The 17,647-nt window shown below is 70.4% G+C and carries 13 protein-coding genes; 11 read left to right on the top strand and 2 right to left on the bottom strand.

Annotation, left to right across the window (positions count from 1 at the left end; translation table 11 throughout):
- The 8 genes from QRN19_RS05355 (at position 1) to QRN19_RS05320 (ending at position 11,085) form a co-directional block, all read left to right on the top strand.
- Entirely contained in the window at positions 1 to 1,599 is a 1,599-nt protein-coding gene (locus QRN19_RS05355) for an SDR family oxidoreductase (RefSeq protein WP_285025736.1), read from the top strand.
- A 9-nt stretch (positions 1,600 to 1,608) separates the two neighbouring features.
- On the top strand, positions 1,609 to 2,607 hold the full coding sequence (locus tag QRN19_RS05350; RefSeq protein ID WP_285025735.1) for a malate dehydrogenase: 999 nt from the start codon (positions 1,609 to 1,611) through the stop codon (positions 2,605 to 2,607).
- 82 nt (positions 2,608 to 2,689) lie between these two features.
- On the top strand, positions 2,690 to 2,914 hold the full coding sequence (locus QRN19_RS05345; protein WP_285025734.1) for a heavy-metal-associated domain-containing protein: 225 nt from the start codon (positions 2,690 to 2,692) through the stop codon (positions 2,912 to 2,914).
- Positions 2,914 to 5,208 (top strand): heavy metal translocating P-type ATPase, encoded by a 2,295-nt coding sequence (locus QRN19_RS05340; protein WP_285025733.1) that lies wholly within the window; start codon positions 2,914 to 2,916, stop codon positions 5,206 to 5,208. The genes QRN19_RS05345 and QRN19_RS05340 overlap by 1 nt, the downstream gene beginning before the upstream one ends.
- Positions 5,209 to 5,283: 75 nt before the next feature.
- Positions 5,284 to 6,564: a GAF domain-containing protein gene (locus QRN19_RS05335; RefSeq protein ID WP_285025732.1), complete on the top strand. Its 1,281-nt coding sequence runs from the start codon at positions 5,284 to 5,286 to the stop codon at positions 6,562 to 6,564.
- Between the two features lie 115 nt (positions 6,565 to 6,679).
- Complete coding sequence (exaC, locus tag QRN19_RS05330; RefSeq protein WP_285025731.1) at positions 6,680 to 8,203, top strand: acetaldehyde dehydrogenase ExaC; 1,524 nt, start codon at positions 6,680 to 6,682, stop codon at positions 8,201 to 8,203.
- Positions 8,204 to 8,343: 140 nt separating this feature from the next.
- Complete coding sequence (locus tag QRN19_RS05325) at positions 8,344 to 8,736, top strand: DUF779 domain-containing protein (protein WP_285025730.1); 393 nt, start codon at positions 8,344 to 8,346, stop codon at positions 8,734 to 8,736.
- A 165-nt stretch (positions 8,737 to 8,901) separates the two neighbouring features.
- The gene (locus QRN19_RS05320; RefSeq protein ID WP_285025729.1) at positions 8,902 to 11,085 is read left to right on the top strand and encodes a DEAD/DEAH box helicase; all 2,184 of its coding nucleotides are present in this window, start codon (positions 8,902 to 8,904) and stop codon (positions 11,083 to 11,085) included.
- 57 nt (positions 11,086 to 11,142) lie between these two features.
- Here the strand turns inward: QRN19_RS05320 and QRN19_RS05315 are convergent, their stop codons facing one another.
- Entirely contained in the window at positions 11,143 to 11,409 is a 267-nt protein-coding gene (locus tag QRN19_RS05315; RefSeq protein ID WP_064294490.1) for a mycoredoxin, read from the bottom strand.
- Positions 11,410 to 11,555: 146 nt separating this feature from the next.
- Here QRN19_RS05315 and QRN19_RS05310 point away from each other — a divergent pair, with 146 nt between their 5' ends.
- Positions 11,556 to 12,584, top strand: a complete 1,029-nt coding sequence (locus tag QRN19_RS05310; protein WP_064294489.1) for a 6-phosphofructokinase — start codon at positions 11,556 to 11,558, stop codon at positions 12,582 to 12,584.
- A 62-nt stretch (positions 12,585 to 12,646) separates the two neighbouring features.
- On the opposite strand, the gene QRN19_RS05305 is transcribed toward QRN19_RS05310, so the two are convergent.
- Positions 12,647 to 14,749 carry a S9 family peptidase gene (locus tag QRN19_RS05305; RefSeq protein WP_285025728.1) on the bottom strand — a complete coding sequence of 701 codons (2,103 nt, stop codon included), beginning with the start codon at positions 14,747 to 14,749 and terminating at the stop codon, positions 12,647 to 12,649.
- 76 nt (positions 14,750 to 14,825) lie between these two features.
- Here QRN19_RS05305 and QRN19_RS05300 point away from each other — a divergent pair, with 76 nt between their 5' ends.
- Positions 14,826 to 15,665 carry an aldo/keto reductase gene (locus tag QRN19_RS05300; RefSeq protein WP_285025727.1) on the top strand — a complete coding sequence of 280 codons (840 nt, stop codon included), beginning with the start codon at positions 14,826 to 14,828 and terminating at the stop codon, positions 15,663 to 15,665.
- 53 nt (positions 15,666 to 15,718) lie between these two features.
- Positions 15,719 to 17,563, top strand: coding sequence for a DUF2207 domain-containing protein (locus QRN19_RS05295; protein ID WP_285025726.1), 1,845 nt, complete (start codon positions 15,719 to 15,721; stop codon positions 17,561 to 17,563).
- Positions 17,564 to 17,647: the final 84 nt, after the last annotated feature.

Genomic DNA, 17,647 nt, shown 5'->3' with positions numbered 1-17,647 from the left:
ATGACCGAATCATCGACTCCGAAGCTTGTGCTCGTCACGGGTGCCACCGGCTACATCGGCGGGCGGCTCGTGCCGCGCCTCCTGGAGGCCGGGTACACGGTCCGGGTCCTCGTGCGCTCGCCGCAGAAGCTCACCGACGTGCCCTGGCGTGATCAGGTGGAGGTCGTCGAGGGCGACCTCGGCGACGCCGCCCGGGTCGCCTCGGCCTGCGAGGACGTCGACGTCGTCTACTACCTCGTGCACTCCATGGGCGGCAAGGGCGACTTCGAGCAGACGGAACTCGACGCCGCCGAGCACGTCGCCGCCGGCGCTGCAGCGGCGGGGGTGTCGCGCATCGTCTACCTCGGTGGTCTGCACCCCGAGGGCGTCGAGCTGTCGAAGCACCTGCGGTCCCGCACCGAGGTCGGGCGGATCCTGCTCGCCTCGGGCGTCCCGACGATCGTCCTGCAAGCGGGCGTGGTCATCGGTTCCGGATCGACCTCCTTCGAGATGATCCGCCATCTGACGGACATCCTGCCGTACATGCCGGCGCCGCGCTGGGTCCGGAACTTCATCCAGCCGATCGCGGTCCGCGACGTCCTGCACTACCTGTTGGCGAGCGCCGAGGTCGACCGCGACGTGAACCGGGCCTTCGACATCGGTGGCCCCGACGTCCTCCGCTACGGACAGATGATGAACGGCTACGCGGTCGAGGCCGGCCTCCCGCAGCGCCCGATCGCGCCGCTCCCGGTCCTGACGCCGTGGTTGGCCTCGCAGTGGGTGAACCTCGTGACCCCGATCCCGCGTCGGCTCGCGTCGCCGATCATCGAGTCGCTCCTCGTGGACTGCGTCATGGGCGACCACGACATCGACGCGGTCATCCCGCCGCCGGACAGCGGTCTGACGGGGTACCGACGCGCGGTGCGCCTCGCGCTGCAGCGCATGCGGGACGGTGAGGTCGAGACCTCCTGGCGGAACGCGACCGTGGACGGCGCGCCGAGCGACCCGCTGCCGAGCGACCCCGACTGGGCCGGTCACACCGTCTACATCGATCTCAAGGAACGGAAGACCTCCGCGAGCGCCGACCGTCTCTTCTCGGTGATCGAGTCCATCGGCGGTGAGAACGGCTGGTACTCGTTCCCGCTCGCTTGGGCGATCCGCGGGTGGATGGACAAGCTCGTCGGGGGTGTCGGGCTCCGACGTGGCCGGGACGACCCGCAGCACCTCAGCGTGGGGGACGCGCTCGACTTCTGGCGCGTGGAGTATCTGGAACGCGGTCGCATGTTGCGGTTGCGCGCCGAGATGCGCGTGCCCGGTCTGGCGTGGTTGGAGATGAGCGCGACCCCGGTCGGCGACGGCTCGGTCTACCGGCAGCGCGCGGTCTTCTTCCCGAAGGGGCTCGGCGGTCGACTCTACTGGTTCGCGATCCTGCCGTTCCACGGGATCATCTTCAACGGGATGGCGAACCGGATCACGGAGGCGGCCGTCGCGCTGCCCTCGGAGACCTCTGCGCAACGGAAGAGCCGGGTCGGCCCGGTGTCTCCCGAGGAGCACGACGCAGTGGACTCCGCAGAGGCGGACATGCAGGCCTCCCGACCCACGCCGGAGGCCGCGGAGTAGCGTGGGCGTATGAGCGAACCCACCGTCGTCACCGTCACCGGAGCCGGAGGCCAGATCGGCTACTCCCTGCTCTTCCGCATCGCGTCAGGTCAGCTGCTGGGGCCCGACCGGCCCGTGGTCCTGCGCCTACTCGAGATCCCGCAGGGTCTCGGCGCGGCCGAGGGGACGGCATTGGAACTGCAGGACTGCGCGTTCCCGCTCCTGGTGGGGGTCGAGGCGACGACCGAGATGTCGCGCGCCTTCGACGGGGTGGACGTCGCGCTGCTCGTCGGGGCACGTCCGCGTGGCCCCGGCATGGAGCGAGCCGATCTCCTCGCGGCGAACGGCGGGATCTTCGCACCGCAGGGCGCGGCGATCGGGGCCGGTGCGGCCGACGACGTGCGCGTCCTGGTGGTCGGCAACCCGGCCAACACGAACGCACTCATCGCGCAGTCGGCCGCCGCCGGGGTGCCGGCCGAACGGTTCACCGCCCTGACCCGACTCGACCACAACCGTGCCGTCGCGCAGTTGGCCGCCAAGACCGGCGCACCCGTGTCCGAGATCGACGGCGTCGTGATCTGGGGCAACCACTCGGCGACCCAGGTGCCGGACCTCTCCCACGCGACGGTCGGTGGTCGTCCGGCCCTTGACCTCGTCGACGAGGAGTGGATCGCCGACGAGTTCATCCCACGGGTGGCGAAGCGCGGTGCGGAGATCATCGCGGTCCGGGGCTCGTCGTCCGCCGCTTCGGCCGCTGCCGCCGCCATCGACCACGTACATGACTGGGTGAACGGCACGGCCACTCCAGACCGGCCGGAACGCTGGACGTCCGTGGCGCTCCCCTCGGAGGGCTGGTACGGCGTGCCGGAGGGGCTCGTGAGTTCGTTCCCGGCCCGCTCGGTCGACGGACGCTGGGAGGTCGTCGAGGGGCTCGGCATCGCGCCCGTCTGGCAGCGCCGCATCGACGCCTCCGTGGCGGAACTCGAGGAGGAGCGTGCGGCAGTGCGGGCGCTCGGCCTGCTCGGCTGACCCGGCGATCGCGTCCCGCGGACGGTTGCAAGGGGTACCCCCTGGGGGTATAGTGAGGGCTCCGATCCACTGAGGAGGACGCATGTCCGAAACCACCGCAACCACCACCTACCGGGTCGACGGCATGACCTGCGCGCACTGCGTCTCCGCCGTCACGACCGAGCTCGCCGCGATGCCCGGCGTCGACGGGGTCGCCGTGGATCTCGCCGCGGGGACGGTCACTGTCTCGGGTGCCTCGTCGACCGACGACGCGGCCATCGCGGCCGGCGTCCAGGAAGCCGGCTACACCCTCGTGGGTCGTCGCTGATGAGCGCGCCACTCATCCAGCTCGACCTCGACATCGAGGGCATGACCTGCGCGAGTTGCGTGGCACGCGTCGAGAAGCGGCTGACCGCGCTCGACGGTGTCGAGGCGCAGGTCAACCTCGCGACCGAACGGGCGACGGTGACCGCGCCCTCCACCGTCACCGCGGACGAGCTGGTCGCGGCCGTCGCGAAGGCCGGCTATACGGCGACGGTGCGTCCGCCCGCTGACGAACGCGCCGCGGCGAACCGGGAGCAGACTCCGACGTCGGGAACGACGTCCGACCCCTCGGCGACCGTGACGACGCTCCGCACCCGCCTCGTCGTCAGTGCGGTGCTGGCGCTGCCCGTCGTGCTGCTCGCGATGATCCCCGCCTGGCAGTTCGACCACTGGCAGTGGCTCTCGCTGACCCTCGCGACGCCGGTCGTCTTCTGGGGTGGGTACCCGTTCCACCGGGCGACGTTCGCGACGCTGCGGCACGGCTCGGTGACGATGGACACCCTCATCACGCTCGGGACGGGGGCTGCATACCTGTGGTCGGTCTGGGCGCTCTTCTTTGGCATGGCCGGGATGACGGGCATGCGGCACGAGTTCACCTTCTTCGCACCCGACGCCGACCCGTCGAGCGCGCTGTACCTCGAGGTGGCCGCCGGCGTGACCGTCTTCCTGCTCGCCGGCCGCCTCATCGAGCAGCGGTCGAAGCGCGCAGCCGGTGAGGCACTCCGGGACCTCATGACGCTGGGTGCCTCCGAGGTCTCCGTGCTCCGGCACCGTGCGCCGGACCCCTCCGACCTCATGGCGCCCACCCGCACCGAGGAACGGATCCCGATCGAGCAGCTGCTCGTCGGAGACCGCTTCCTCGTGCGTCCCGGCGAGTCCGTCGCCACCGATGGCGTCGTCGTCGAGGGGGCGGCGAGTGTCGACGAGAGTCTCGTGACGGGGGAGTCCGTCCCGGTCGAGCTCGTAGCCGGCTCTCGGGTGATCGGTGGCACGATCGCGCGCGGCGGCAGTCTCGTCGTGCGGGCGACGGCCGTCGGCGCCGAGACGCAGCTGGCGCGTATGGCTCAGGCGGTCGAGGCGGCGCAGCTCGGGAAGAGCCGGGTCCAACGGCTCGCCGACCGCGTCTCGAGCGTGTTCGTCCCGGTCGTCCTGGTGATCGCCCTGGGCACCGCCATCGTGTGGGCGCTCACCGGCTCGACCATGGAGGCGGCGTTCACCGCCGCGGTCGCCGTCCTCATCATCGCCTGCCCGTGCGCGCTGGGGCTCGCGACGCCGGTGGCCCTCCTCGTCGGGACGGGGCGTGGCGCGCAGCTCGGCATCCTCATCGCCGGACCGGAGGCGCTCGAGCGGGCGAGCGGCATCGACCGCATCCTGCTCGACAAGACGGGGACCGTCACGTCCGGGCGGATGAGCGTCACGGCGGTCTGGGCGGCCGGTGCGATGGACGAGGTGCTCGCCCTCGGCGCGGCGCTCGAAGCGGCCTCCGAGCACCCCATCGCCGAGGCGATCGTCGCGGAAGCGACACGTCGCGACGCAGCGCGTCCGGTGGTCTCGGACTTCGCGAGCCTCGAGGGTCTCGGCGTCACCGGCACGATCGACGGAGGAGCCGTGCTGGCCGGACGTCCCGCCTTCGCGGAGGACCAGGGCTTCCGCATCGGGCCGGACGCGGCGAGCGCCCTCGCTGCCGCCGCGGAGCGTGCGAGCACCGTGGTGGTGGTCGCCTGGGACGGCGAGGTCCGCGGCGTCGTCGAGGTCGCCGACACCGTGAAGCCTGAGGCTCGCGCCGCCATCGGACGCGCCGTGTCCCTGGGCATGACACCGGTGCTCCTCACCGGCGACAATGCGGCCGTCGCAGCGCGGGTCGCGGCCGAGGTCGGGATCACCCAGGTGATCGCCGACGCGAGCCCCGCCGACAAGGTCGCCGCCGTCGAACGGCTCCAGGCGGCCGGTCACCGCGTCGCCATGATCGGCGACGGGGTGAACGACGCCGCGGCGATCGCCACGGCCGATCTCGGAATCGCCATGGGGACGGGCACGGATGCGGCCAAGGGCGCGGCCGACCTCAGCATCGTCTCCGGCTCCCTCGCCACGGCGATCGACGCCGTCCGGCTGTCCCGACGGACGCTCGGGATCATCCGCGGCAACCTGTTCTGGGCGTTCGCGTACAACGTGGCGGCGATCCCGCTCGCCGCGCTCGGGCTCCTCAACCCGATGATCGCGGGTGCGGCGATGGCGTTCTCCAGCGTGTTCGTCGTCCTCAACAGCCTGCGCCTCCGCCGGTTCCGGCCGGCCGCCTGAGGTTACCCGCCGGCCGTCAGGCTGCGGCGGATACACTGTCCGCAGAACCGGTCGACGTGGATGGGTGGTGGTGAGGTGTCCAGTCCGTGGCTGGCGGCCCCGACGCGTGCCGAAGCGCAGCGCGGACTCGTCCGACGGCTCGTCCGCGAGTCCTGGGAGCGGTCGATGGGCCGTCACCTCGACCCGGACAACCTCATGCCGGAGCTCGCCTTCGACGAGGACGAGTTGCGCGACCACCGCCTCGGGCACCCGCTCGCCGGCGTCCTCCCGGTCATCACCAGGTTGCTGGTCAACGACGCGGACGACGACTCAGGCATGCTCGTCGCGGTGGGCGACGCCATGGGCAGACTGCTCTGGGTGGACGGCGACCGTCATCTGCGGCGACGGGCGGAGGGCATGCTCTTCGTCGAGGGTGCCGGGTGGTCGGAGCGGGAGGTGGGGACGAGCGCGCCCGGCACCGCGCTCGAACTCGACCACGGCATCCAGATCCACGCGGCCGAGCACTTCAACCGCCTCGTGCACCCGTGGAGCTGCACGGCGGTCCCGGTGCACGATCCGGAGACCCGGCAGATCATCGGTGTGATCGACATCACCGGTGGCCCGCAGGCGGTCGCCTCACATGCGCTGCCGCTCATGGAGGCGACCGCTGCCGCCGTCGAGTCCGAGATCATGGTGCAGCGGCTGCGCGCGGTCGCCGACCGTCGGTTCGCCGGTCGTCCACGCACGGACGCACCTCGCCGGACGACCACGGCGCGGCCCGGCCTGCAGGTGCTCGGCCGCGACACCGGCCTGCTGGTCGGACACGGGGCGAGCCGCCCGACCGAGCTCAGCCGACGGCACGCCGAGATCCTGACGCTCCTGGCCTGGCACCACCAGGGCCTCAGCGCCGACGCGCTCGCCGGGCTGCTGTACGACGCGGACGAGGTGGCGGTCACCCTCCGGGCGGAGCTCGTCCGGCTGCGGAAGGTGCTCGGCGGGACCGCACCGACACTCGTGCCGGCCTCGCGGCCGTACCGGCTCACCACCCCGCTCCAGCTCGACGCCCACCAGGTGCTGTCGCTCCTGGACCGCGGCGCCCACCGCGCAGCGCTCGCCGCCTACCCGGGTCCGCTTCTGCCCGACTCCACCGCCCCCGGTGTCGTCGACCTCCGCGAGCGGGTCGCGACGCGCCTCCGGGAGGCGATGCTGACCGACGCATCGGCGGACCTGCTGCACGACTACATCCGGACCGCGGCCGCACCCGACGACGTCGAGGTCCTGCACGCCTGCCTCCGGCTCCTACCGCCGCGGTCACCGAAGCGCGCGGGGCTCGTCGCCCGCATCGAGGCGATCGACGCCGACCTCTCGGCGTCCTGACGGTCGATCCGGTCCGCGCTCCTCGGCGCAACCTCCTGCAACCTCCGGCGGACTAGCGTCGACGGCACGCACCTGAGCGGTGCGGACACCGACAACGTCGTCGACAAGGAGTGACATGACCGTCTACGCCAACCCGGGTACCGAAGGTGCCGTGTTCAGCTACGCCCCCCGCTACGACCACTTCATCGGGGGCGAGTACGTCCCGCCCGCGAACGGGCAGTACTTCGAGAACCAGACCCCGGTCACGGGAGCCGTGTTCACCGAGATCGCCCGGGGCACCGCGGCCGACGTCGACCGAGCGGTCGAGGCGGGATGGAAGGCGTTCCCCGCCTGGTCGAAGACGAGCGTCGCCGAGCGTGCGGTGATCCTCAACCGCATCGCCGACCGCATGGAGGAGCACCTCGAGGAGATCGCCGTCGCCGAGAGCTGGGAGAACGGCAAGCCGGTCCGTGAGACCCTCGCCGCCGACATCCCCCTGGCGATCGACCACTTCCGCTACTTCGCCGGGGCGATCCGCGCCCAGGAGGGTGGCATCTCGGAGCTCGACCACGACACCGTCGCCTACCACTTCCATGAACCGCTCGGCGTCGTCGGACAGATCATCCCCTGGAACTTCCCGATCCTCATGGCCGTGTGGAAGCTCGCACCGGCGCTCGCCGCAGGCAACTGCGTCGTGCTGAAGCCGGCCGAGCAGACTCCGGCGTCGATCCACCTCATCGTCGACCTCGTGAAGGACCTGCTGCCGGCCGGCGTGCTCAACGTCGTCAACGGCTTCGGCATCGAGGCCGGGGCCCCGCTGGCCTCCCACCCGCGGATCCGCAAGATCGCGTTCACCGGCGAGACCACGACGGGTCGCCTGATCATGCAGTACGCGAGCGAGAACCTGATCCCGGTGACGCTGGAGCTCGGCGGTAAGAGCCCGAACGTGTTCTTCGAGGACGTGGCGCGCGAGCACGACCAGTACTACGAGAAGGCGCAGGAGGGCTTCAGCATGTTCGCCCTCAACCAGGGAGAGGTCTGCACCTGCCCGAGCCGGGCGCTCGTCCAGCGGTCCATCTACGACGGCTTCGTCGGTGATGCGCTGACCCGCATCGCCAAGATCAAGCAGGGCAACCCGCTCGACACGGACACGATGATCGGTGCCCAGGCGTCGAACGACCAGCTCGAGAAGATCCTCTCCTACATGGACATCGGCAAGCAGGGCGGCGCGAAGCTGCTCATCGGCGGCGAGCGCGCCGACCTCGGCGGTGAGTTGAGTGGTGGGTTCTACGTCCAGCCGACCGTCTTCGAGGGGACGAACGACATGCGGATCTTCCAGGAGGAGATCTTCGGGCCCGTGCTCGCCCTCACGAGCTTCGCCGACTACGACGAGGCGATCTCCATCGCGAACGACACCCTCTACGGCCTCGGCGCCGGTGTGTGGAGCCGTGAGGCGACGACGCTGTACCGGGCCGGGCGGGCGATCGAGGCGGGACGTGTCTGGTCGAACACCTACCACCAGTACCCGGCGCACGCGGCGTTCGGCGGGTACAAGCAGTCGGGCATCGGCCGGGAGAACCACAAGATGATGCTCGACCACTACCAGCAGACGAAGAACCTGCTCGTGAGCTACGCGGAGGGGCCGATGGGCTTCTTCTGATCGACATCCCCGGTCTCTGAGCCCCATCCGGTCTCTGAGCCCCATCCGGTCCCTGAGCTTGTCGAAGGGCGCCCTTCGACAGGCTCAGGGACCGGCGGAGGGGCAGGGCCGGGATACACGACACGACGAGGGAGTACACCATGACCGGACGGGTCGACGTCACCGACGCCGCGGCCGCACTGCTGCAGGAGATGACCGCGCTGCACGGACCGCTCATGTTCCATCAATCCGGAGGGTGCTGCGACGGGAGCTCGCCCATGTGCTACCCCGTCGGGATGTTCCGTACGGGCGCGGTCGACGTCCTGCTCGACACGCTCGACGTGCCGGGGCTCGACGCGCCCGTCGAGGTCTACATGTCGCGTTCCCAGTTCGAGTACTGGAAGTACACGCACCTGACGATCGACGTGGTGCAGGGGCGCGGCAGCGGGTTCAGCGTCGAGGCCCCGACGGGGCAGCGCTTCCTCATCCGTTCCCGCATGCTCGACGACGCCGAACTGGAGCGGTTCGGACTCGTCGACAGTGCGCCGGACTGAGCGCTCGCGACCGATGCGGCCGATGGCGTAGACTGGGCACACGCCCGTCGGGCGCCCGTGTCGGTCTCGTGCAACGCTCTGTTGCTCCACGACGACCAGTCGGGCCCGACGCCCGTCTCTTCCGGCCCCTCGGCCGATGAGGCTCTTCGACTGCTCAGGAGGAGCATGCCGCACACCGGCCAGCAACGCCGTTCCCAGGGGCGTTCCAGCACCCGTTCATCTGGCCGCTCGAACCCCAGAGGGTCCTCGTCGCGTCACGACGACGACGCGCCGATCATCCCCATCCTCGCCCGCAAGGTGCGCGAGGTCGAGGCGAAGGCGCAGAAGGGCAAGGTCGGTCCCACCAATCGGACCAAGTACCAGGTCATCGCGTTCCTCGTCCGCGAGGAACGCGCCAGGGTCAAGGCCGACACGACGTACAGCGACGCCACACGGGCCGAGCTCCTGAAGCGCCTCGACGGTGTGGCGACCATCCTCGCCAAGACGGCGGCGCGCGACACCTCGCTCATCCAGCTGCTTGAAGCCGACGCCGCGACGAGCCCCGTCGCGCAGCGGCTCCGGCGCGACTGGCTCCTCGAGTCCGGTGCCGAACTCAGTGCCGACGAGCTCATCATCACCGTCGAGAAGCCCGCCGTGGAGTCCGTCGTCCCGGCCGAGCTCGCCGAGAAGCAGGTCATCCCGCAGTCGGTCAAGGCACGTCAGCTGGCCAATCCGTTCCTCGCCCCGGACTTCAGCCAGGCGGCGCCCCAGCCCACCGTGCGCCGACGACTCGACAGCTGGGAGCTCATGGGCCCCCTGTACAAGGCGTTCGAGCTCGGTTCCGGCGGGGGAGCGGCCTCGATGGAACTGCCCGAGGCCCCGAAGCTCGACCGGCTCTCGCCGCGCGGCCTCGAGGTCATGAAGCACCAGGCGCGCTTCGTCGAGAGCGTTCGTGAAGGACACCGTTCGTTCCTGCTCGCCGACGAGCCGGGCCTCGGCAAGACCGCGCAGTCGGTCCTCGCCGCCTCGGTCGCCGAGGCGTACCCGCTCCTCGTCATCGTCCCGAACGTCGTCAAGATGAACTGGGCCCGCGAGGTCGAGCGCTGGACGCCGCACCGGCGCGCGACGGTCATCCATGGCGACGGTCAGGCGCTCGACGCCTTCGCCGACGTCATCATCGTGAACTACGAGGTCCTCGACCGCCACCTCGCCTGGCTCGGCACGCTCGGCTTCCGCGGCATGGTGGTCGACGAGGCGCACTTCATCAAGAACCTCCACTCCCAGCGCTCGCAGCACGTGTTGTCGCTCGCGAACCGGATCCGGAAGGCGACGCCCGGCCAGGACCCGCTGCTGCTCGCGCTGACGGGTACGCCGCTGATCAACGACGTCGAGGACTTCAACGCCATCTGGCAGTTCCTCGGCTGGATCAAGGACGGCAAGCCGACCGCCGAACTCATGGAGCGGCTCGAGGACACCGGTCTGACCCCGGCCGAGCACGCCTTCTACGCCGCCGCGCGGTCCGCCGTCATCGACATGGGCATCGTACGCCGCAAGAAGCTCGACGTCGCCAAGGACCTGCCCGCCAAGCGCGTCGCCGACCTCCCGGTCGAGCTCGACGACGAGGCGATCCGCTCCATCCGCGACGCGGAGGCCGAGCTCGGGCAACGGCTCAAGTCCCGCTACGTGCGGGTCCTGGAGTCGCGTGGTGAGCGCGTCGACGCGCTGCACGAGCCGAACACCGACCTCATGCGCATGGTCGCCCAGGCCGAGCTCGACGAGTCCAAGGCCGCCGGTGGCACGGAGAACGTGTTCACCATGATCCGCAAGATCGGTCAGGCGAAGGCCGTGCTCGCCGCCGACTACACGGCGCAGCTCGCGAGGTCCGTCGGCAAGGTCGTGTTCTTCGCGAAGCACATCGACGTCATGAACGCGGCCGAGCAGTTGTTCGCGGGTCGCGGCTTGAAGACGGTGTCGCTCCGCGGCGACCAGACCGCGCAGGCACGTCAGGCCGCGATCGACGCGTTCAACACCGATCCGGAGGTCGCGGTCGCGGTCTGTTCACTCACCGCCGCCGGCGTCGGCGTCAACCTGCAGGCTGCATCCAACGTCGTGCTCGCCGAGTTGTCCTGGACGGCCGCCGAGCAGACCCAGGCGATCGACCGCGTGCACCGCATCGGTCAGGAGGAGCCCGTCACCGCTTGGCGCATCATCGCCGCGCACACGATCGACGCGAAGGTCGCGGAACTCATCGACAGCAAGCAGGGCCTGGCCGCTCGCGCGCTCGACGGCAGCGACCAGGACGTCGCGTCGGTCGACTCGGTGCAGCTCAACGCCCTCGTCCACCTGCTCCGCGAGGCGCTGGGCGCCTGACGTCCGGATCGTCCGGCCGGGTGACCACGGGTCGCCCGGCCGGACGTCGTCGGCTGGTCAGACGCCGAGTGCCGCCTTCACCTGAGCGAGCGACGGGTTCGTCGCGGTCGAGCGGTCGGGGAAGATCACCGTCGGGACCGTCTGGTTGCCGCCGTTCAGCGAAGCGACGAGGTCGGCGGTCCCAGGGACCTGCTCGATGTCGACCTCGGTGAACGGGATGCCGGCTGCGGACAGCTGGTGCTTCAGTCGGGCGCAGTACCCGCACCAGGTCGTGGAGAACATCGTGATGCCGCCATCGGCGGGCAGGTAGTCGTCGGCACTCATCCCAGCAGCCTAACCCCGGTGGACGAGGCACCGACCCTCTGGGCCGGAGGACCGTCCGCGCCGGATGAAGCACCGTCGGCGAGACGGTATTGTCGGGGATGACTCCCGGCACCTGAGGTGCCCCGATCCCCATGAGGACTGTTGATATGAGAATTGGTGTGCTCACGAGCGGCGGCGACTGCCCCGGCCTGAACGCGGTCATCCGAGGAGCGGTCCTCAAGGGGACGAAGATCCACAACCAGGAGTTCATCGGCATCCGCGACGGTTGGCGAGGAGTCGTCGAGGGCCTGACGATGCCACTCGACCGCCACAGCGTGCGTGGTCTCGCCAAGCAGGGTGGCACCATCCTCGGCACGAGCCGCACCAACCCGTTCGAAGGACCGCACGGCGGCCCGGAGAACGTCCAGCACACCATGGACCGGCTCGGCATCGACGCGCTCATCGCCATCGGTGGCGAAGGCACGCTCGCCGCGGCGAAGCGCCTGACCGACGCCGGCCTCAAGATCGTCGGCGTCCCGAAGACGATCGACAACGACCTCGACGCCACCGACTACTCCTTCGGCTTCGACACCGCCGTTGAGATCGCGACCGAGGCCATCGACCGCCTCCGGACGACGGGCGAGTCCCACAAACGGTGCATGGTCATCGAGGTCATGGGCCGACACGTCGGCTGGATCGCCCTGCACGCCGGCATGGCGGCGGGTGCCCACGCCATCCTCATCCCGGAACAGCCGCAGTCGATCGAGCAGATCTGCGAGTGGGCGGACAGCGTCTACCAGCGCGGTCGCGCTCCGATCATCGTCGTGTCCGAGGGTTTCACGCTCGACACCATGGAGACCGCGCACTCCGAGAAGGGACTCGACGCGTTCAACCGTCCCCGTCTCGGTGGCATCGCCGACGTGCTCGCACCCGAGATCGAGCGCCGCACGGGCATCGAGTCGCGCGCGACCGTGCTCGGCCACCTGCAGCGCGGTGGCGTTCCGAGCGCCTACGACCGCGTGCTCGCCACCCGCCTCGGTATGGCGGCCATCGACTCCGTCATGGCCGGCGACTGGGGCACGATGATCGCACTCCGCGGCACCGAACTCGTCAACTGCCGCTTCGAAGAGGCGCTCGGCAAGCTGAAGACCGTGCCGCAGGAGCGCTACGACGAGGCCGCGATCCTCTTCGGCTAGACACCCGCCGCCGCACCGACGACGCCCCTGCTCCGTCCGGAGCAGGGGCGTCGTCGCGTCGATCAGGCCGGATCGGTGTCCGTGAGCTCGAGCACGTCGAGCAGCCAGGCGAGCTCCTCGGCGCGCTCACGCCACGCGTTGTAGCGGCCGCTCACCCCGCCGTGGCCGGCGCTCATCTCGATCTTCATCAGTGCCGGTGCTCCGGCGTCCCGCAGGCGGGCCACCCACTTCGCGGGTTCCACGTACAGCACGCGGGTGTCATTGAGGCTCGTCGTCGCGAGGATGCGCGGGTAGCGCTTCGCCGGGTCGACGTTCTCGTAGGGGCTGTACGCCTTCATGTACGCGTAGACCTCGGGGTCGTGGAGCGGATCGCCCCACTCGTCCCATTCGATGACCGTCAGGGGGAGCGACGGGTCGAGGATACTCGTCAGCGCGTCGACGAAGGGGACGCCGGCGAGGATGCCCGCGAAGCGGTCGGGAGCACGGTTCGCCACGGCGCCCATGAGGAGCCCACCGGCGCTGCCGCCCTCGGCGACGAGCCGGGCAGGCGTCGTCCAGCCCTCGCGGATGAGGTGGTCGGCCACGTCGACGAAGTCGCTGAAGCTGTTCTGCTTGTGGAGCTTCTTGCCGTCCTCGTACCAGTGCCGCCCGAGTTCGCCGCCGCCGCGCACGTGCGCGATCGCGAAGGTGACACGGCGGTCGAGCATCGACAGCCTCGCGATCGAGAAGGACGGGTCCATGCTGGCCTCGTACGAGCCGTACCCGTAGAGATGGAGCGGCCCGGGCCCCTGGACGCCGACCCGGCGCACGATGGAGATCGGCACCCGGGTCCCGTCGGCGGCCGTCGCCCACTCACGGAACTGCTCGTAGTCCGCCGGGTCGTAGTCGCCGAGCACCGGCTGCTGTTTGCGCACGAAGCGTTCGCCGGACCGGAGGTCGAGTTCGAGCACCGTGGACGGTGTGACGAGGGAGCCGTAGCCGAACCGCAGCATCGGTTGCGCCCATTCACCGTTGCCGTGCCAACCGACGGTGGACAGCGGTTCGTCGAAGGCGATCTCGTCGATGTCGCCACTCGTCGGGTCGAGCAGGCCGATGCGAGTGAGGCCGTCGCGCCGGTAGGAGACGGTGGTCACGGTCTCGAACGCCTCGACGTCCTCGAGCCGACGCTCGCTGCTGTGCGCGACGACGACCCGGGCGGTGCCGAGTGGATCCGTCAGCGGCACCTCGACGAGCTCGAAGTCCGGCGCGTCCCGGTTGTGCAGGATGAGCAACCGGTCTGCGCCGTCGGCCACCCGGTGTTCGACGCTGTACTCGACGCCGTCGGTCCGCGGCCAGACGATCCGCGCCTCCTCGGACAGTGCGTCGGCGGGGACGAGCCGGGTCTCGCTCGTGACCGACGAGCCGGCCTCGATCAGGAGCAGCGCGCGGCTGCGGGTGAATCCGGCGCCGACCCAGAACCGCTCGTCGGGCTCGTGGAAGAGGACCGTGTCGTCGTCCTGGGAGGTCCCGACCCGGTGCAGGTGCACGGTGTCGGGGCGCCAGCTCTCGTCGACCGTCGTGTAGACGATGGCGGTGCCGTCGGGGGAGAACTCCGCCCCGCCCGCGGTCCCGAGGAGTTCGTCGTCGAGGTCGACGCCGCTCGCGAGGTCCCGGACACGGACGGTGTACCGCTCGTCGCCCTCGACGTCGACGCCGTAGAGCAGTCGCGAGCCGTCGTCCGACACGTCGAAGCTGCCGAGGGAGAAGAACTCGTGGCCCTCCGCCTCGACGTTGGCGTCGAGGATGATCTGCTCGCCGGGGGCCGCGCCGCCTTCGGGCAGGGTCGGCGGCGTCCAGTCCTCCGGGTCGGCGACCGGGATGCGGCACTGGATGCCGTACTGTCGGCCTTCGACGCTGCGGCCGTAGTACCACCATGCGCCGGACCGGGTCGGGACCGAGAGGTCGGTCTCGAGCGTGCGTCCCTTGATCTCCTGGAAGATGCGCTCGCGCAGTCCGGCCAGATGGGCCGTCTCCTGCTCGGTGTAGGCGTTCTCCGCCTCGAGGTGCGCGATCACCTCCGGTGACTCCTTCTCTCGGAGCCACTCGTACGGGTCCACCACGGTGTCGCCGTGGTGGGTGCGTTCGGTCGGTCGGGTCTGGGCACGGGGGGCAGAGAGCTTCGCCATGGTCCAACGCTAGTCGAGGCACGCCCTCCCAGCCTGCTCGGAGCCATCCGAGGGCCGCCGGGTCTAGCGTGGGGTGATGACGACCATCCCAACATTCGCGCTCAACGACGGTTCGAGCGTCCCCGCGATCGGTTTCGGCACGTACCCCCTGCGAGGCCGCGAGGGCACCGACGCCACGCTGTCCGCCATCGACGCAGGCTACCGACTGATCGACACCGCCGTGAACTACCGCAACGAGGACGCCGTCGGCGCCGCGGTCCGCGAGACCGACGTCCCACGCGACGCGCTCGTCGTCGCGACGAAGCTGCCCGGCCGTGACCACGGTTTTGAGGAGACCATCACCTCGTGCCGTGGATCCCTGGCCTCGCTCGGCCTCGACCACATCGACCTGTACCTCATCCACTGGCCGAACCCCTCCGTCGGCCGCTTCGTCGAGTCGTGGAAGGCCATGATCCAGCTGCAGCGCGAGGGCCTCGTCCGCAGCATCGGCGTCTCGAACTTCACCGAGGAGTTCCTGACCCGCCTCGCCGACGAGACGGGTGTGCTGCCGGCCGTCAACCAGGTCGAGCTGCACCCGTACTTCCCGCAGGAGGAGCTCCTCGCCTTCCACCGCGAGCACGACATCGTCACCGAGGCGTGGAGCCCGCTCGGCAAGGCACAGGCGCCGTTCGCCGAGGAACCCGTCGCAGCGGCCGCCGCGGCGCACGACGTCTCACCGGCGCAGGTCGTCCTCCGCTGGCACCACCAGCGTGGCGTGCTCCCGATCCCGAAGTCCGCGTCCCCGGAACGCCAGCGCACGAACATCGACGTGTTCGGCTTCGAGCTCAGCGACACCGAGGTGCAGGCGATCACCGCACTCGGGCGGACCGACGGCAGGCTCTTCGACGGAGACCCCAACACCCACGAGGAGATGTGAGTCCCGGCGGGCGCGTCCGCGCGCCCGCCGGCACCCCTCCTAGACTTGGCCGGGTGAAGCCCAGACGTCGTCGCCTGTCCCCGGTCCGTGCACGCTCGTCGCGGGTGCTCCTCGTCGCCCTGGCCCTGGCGGTGGGTGCACCGCTCGTCGCGACCCTGGCGAGCACGCAGCCCGCCGCGGCCGACGCTTGGACCGACGTGTCCGACTTCACCTTCGCGTCCTTCGACGGCGACTACACCCTGAGTCGTGGCGGCGACGGTCAAGCCGAGCTGCGCGCGGTCGAGACCTTCGTCGCCGAGTTCCCCGACTCCGACCAGAACAAGGGCATCATCCGAGCGATCCCCGACGAGTTCGACCGGGCACCACTGCACACGGAGGTCGTCTCGGTGACCGACGCCGACGGTGCGCCCGTGGAGTGGGAGACCGAGCGCGACGGTGACTTCCTCGAGCTGTCGCTCGGGACGGACGACTACGTGCGCGGCACGCAGAGCTACGTCATCACCTACACGCAGCGCGGCGTCGTCGGCGCCTATCGCGACACACGCTCCGACGAGTTCTACTGGGACGCGCCCGGGACCGGCTGGGACCAGCCGTTCGCCGACGCCAGCATGACGGTGCGGGTCGCGCCCGACATCGCCGACGCGCTCACCGGTGACGGCGCCTGCTACCGCGGGGATCCGGACGACAGCTCGCCGTGCGACCTCTCCCAAGCGGAGGACGCCGACGGAGACGTCTTCACGACCTCCTCCGTCCCGCTGCAGGCCCGCCAGACGCTGACGGTCGCGATCGGGTTCGAACCGGGCACGTTCGTCCAACCGGCCCGCCCCGGCGAGGCACCGGTCTTCTCCATCGTCCCGATCGTCCTCGGCGCGCTGTCGGCCGCGGGGCTCGGAGCACTCCTGTGGATCCGACTGCGCTTCTGGAGGGACCACCCCGGTCGTGGCGTCATCGTGCCGCAGTACTCCGCCCCGAGGCAGATGAACCTCCTGCTGGCGGGCGACCTCGCCGGTCGCGCCGCCTCGTCGATGGCCGCCGAGATCGTCAGCCTGGCCGTCCGCGGCAAGCTCCGGATCGTGGACGGACCGGGCAAGAAGGACTACTCCCTGCAGTACCTCGACGACAGCGCGACGGATGAGCAGGAACGGCGCGTGCTCGCCGCGCTCTTCCCCGACCGGAACCGACCGCGGGAGATGAAGGAGGTCGACCCGGCGCTCGGCAAGGCGGTCACCGCGGAACTCGCGGCCGCCAAGCGGAACGCCCTCGACCTCGGCCTCCGACGCTCGGTCTCCTCCGGGCGGGCGTGGATCATCGTGGGGGCGCTCGCCGTCCTCGGCGTCGCCGGGATCGTCTTCTTCGGGGTCGCCTACTCCCAGCGAGCGGACAACGGCTGGTCGGTCGCCGCGCTCTTCGTGACCGGGATCGCGCTGCTCGCGGGGATCGTGTTGGCCATCGCGCCGAAGCCGCTCACCGCCACCGGTGCCGATGCGCGGGACGAGTTGCTCGGCCTCCGCGACTACCTCGCGCTGGCGGAGCAGGACCGCTTCCGCATGTTGCAGAGCCCTGACGGTGCCGAACGGGTGGACCTCGGCGACCCCGGCCAGCTCGTCCGGGTCACCGAGCGGCTCCTGCCCTTCGCCGTGCTCTGGGGCGTGGAGCGCGAGTGGGCGAAGGAACTCGGCACCCGCTACGAGCAGGCAGGGAGTGCGCCGTCGTGGTACGCCTCGAACACCCCGTTCCAGGCGGCGATGTTCGCGAACGCGTTCTCCGGCTTCTCCGGATCGGCGTCGAGTACGTCGGCGTCCTGGTCGACCAGTGGGGGAGCAAGCTCGTCCGGCGGCTCGACGGGCGGCGGCTTCGCGGGCGGCGGCGGAGGCGGCGGAGGCGGCGGCGGGCGCTGATCGGCGTCGAGTTGACCTCGACCGGGCAGGGTGTAAGGATCGTGTACGGCGGGTGAACCGCCCGTATCCAGCACGTGAATTCCC

Source organism: Plantibacter sp. ME-Dv--P-122b (assembly GCF_030209375.1).
Lineage (GTDB): Bacteria > Actinomycetota > Actinomycetes > Actinomycetales > Microbacteriaceae > Plantibacter.
Note: the sequence above shows the minus strand (reverse complement) of the source record. Positions and strands in the feature narration are given on the sequence as shown.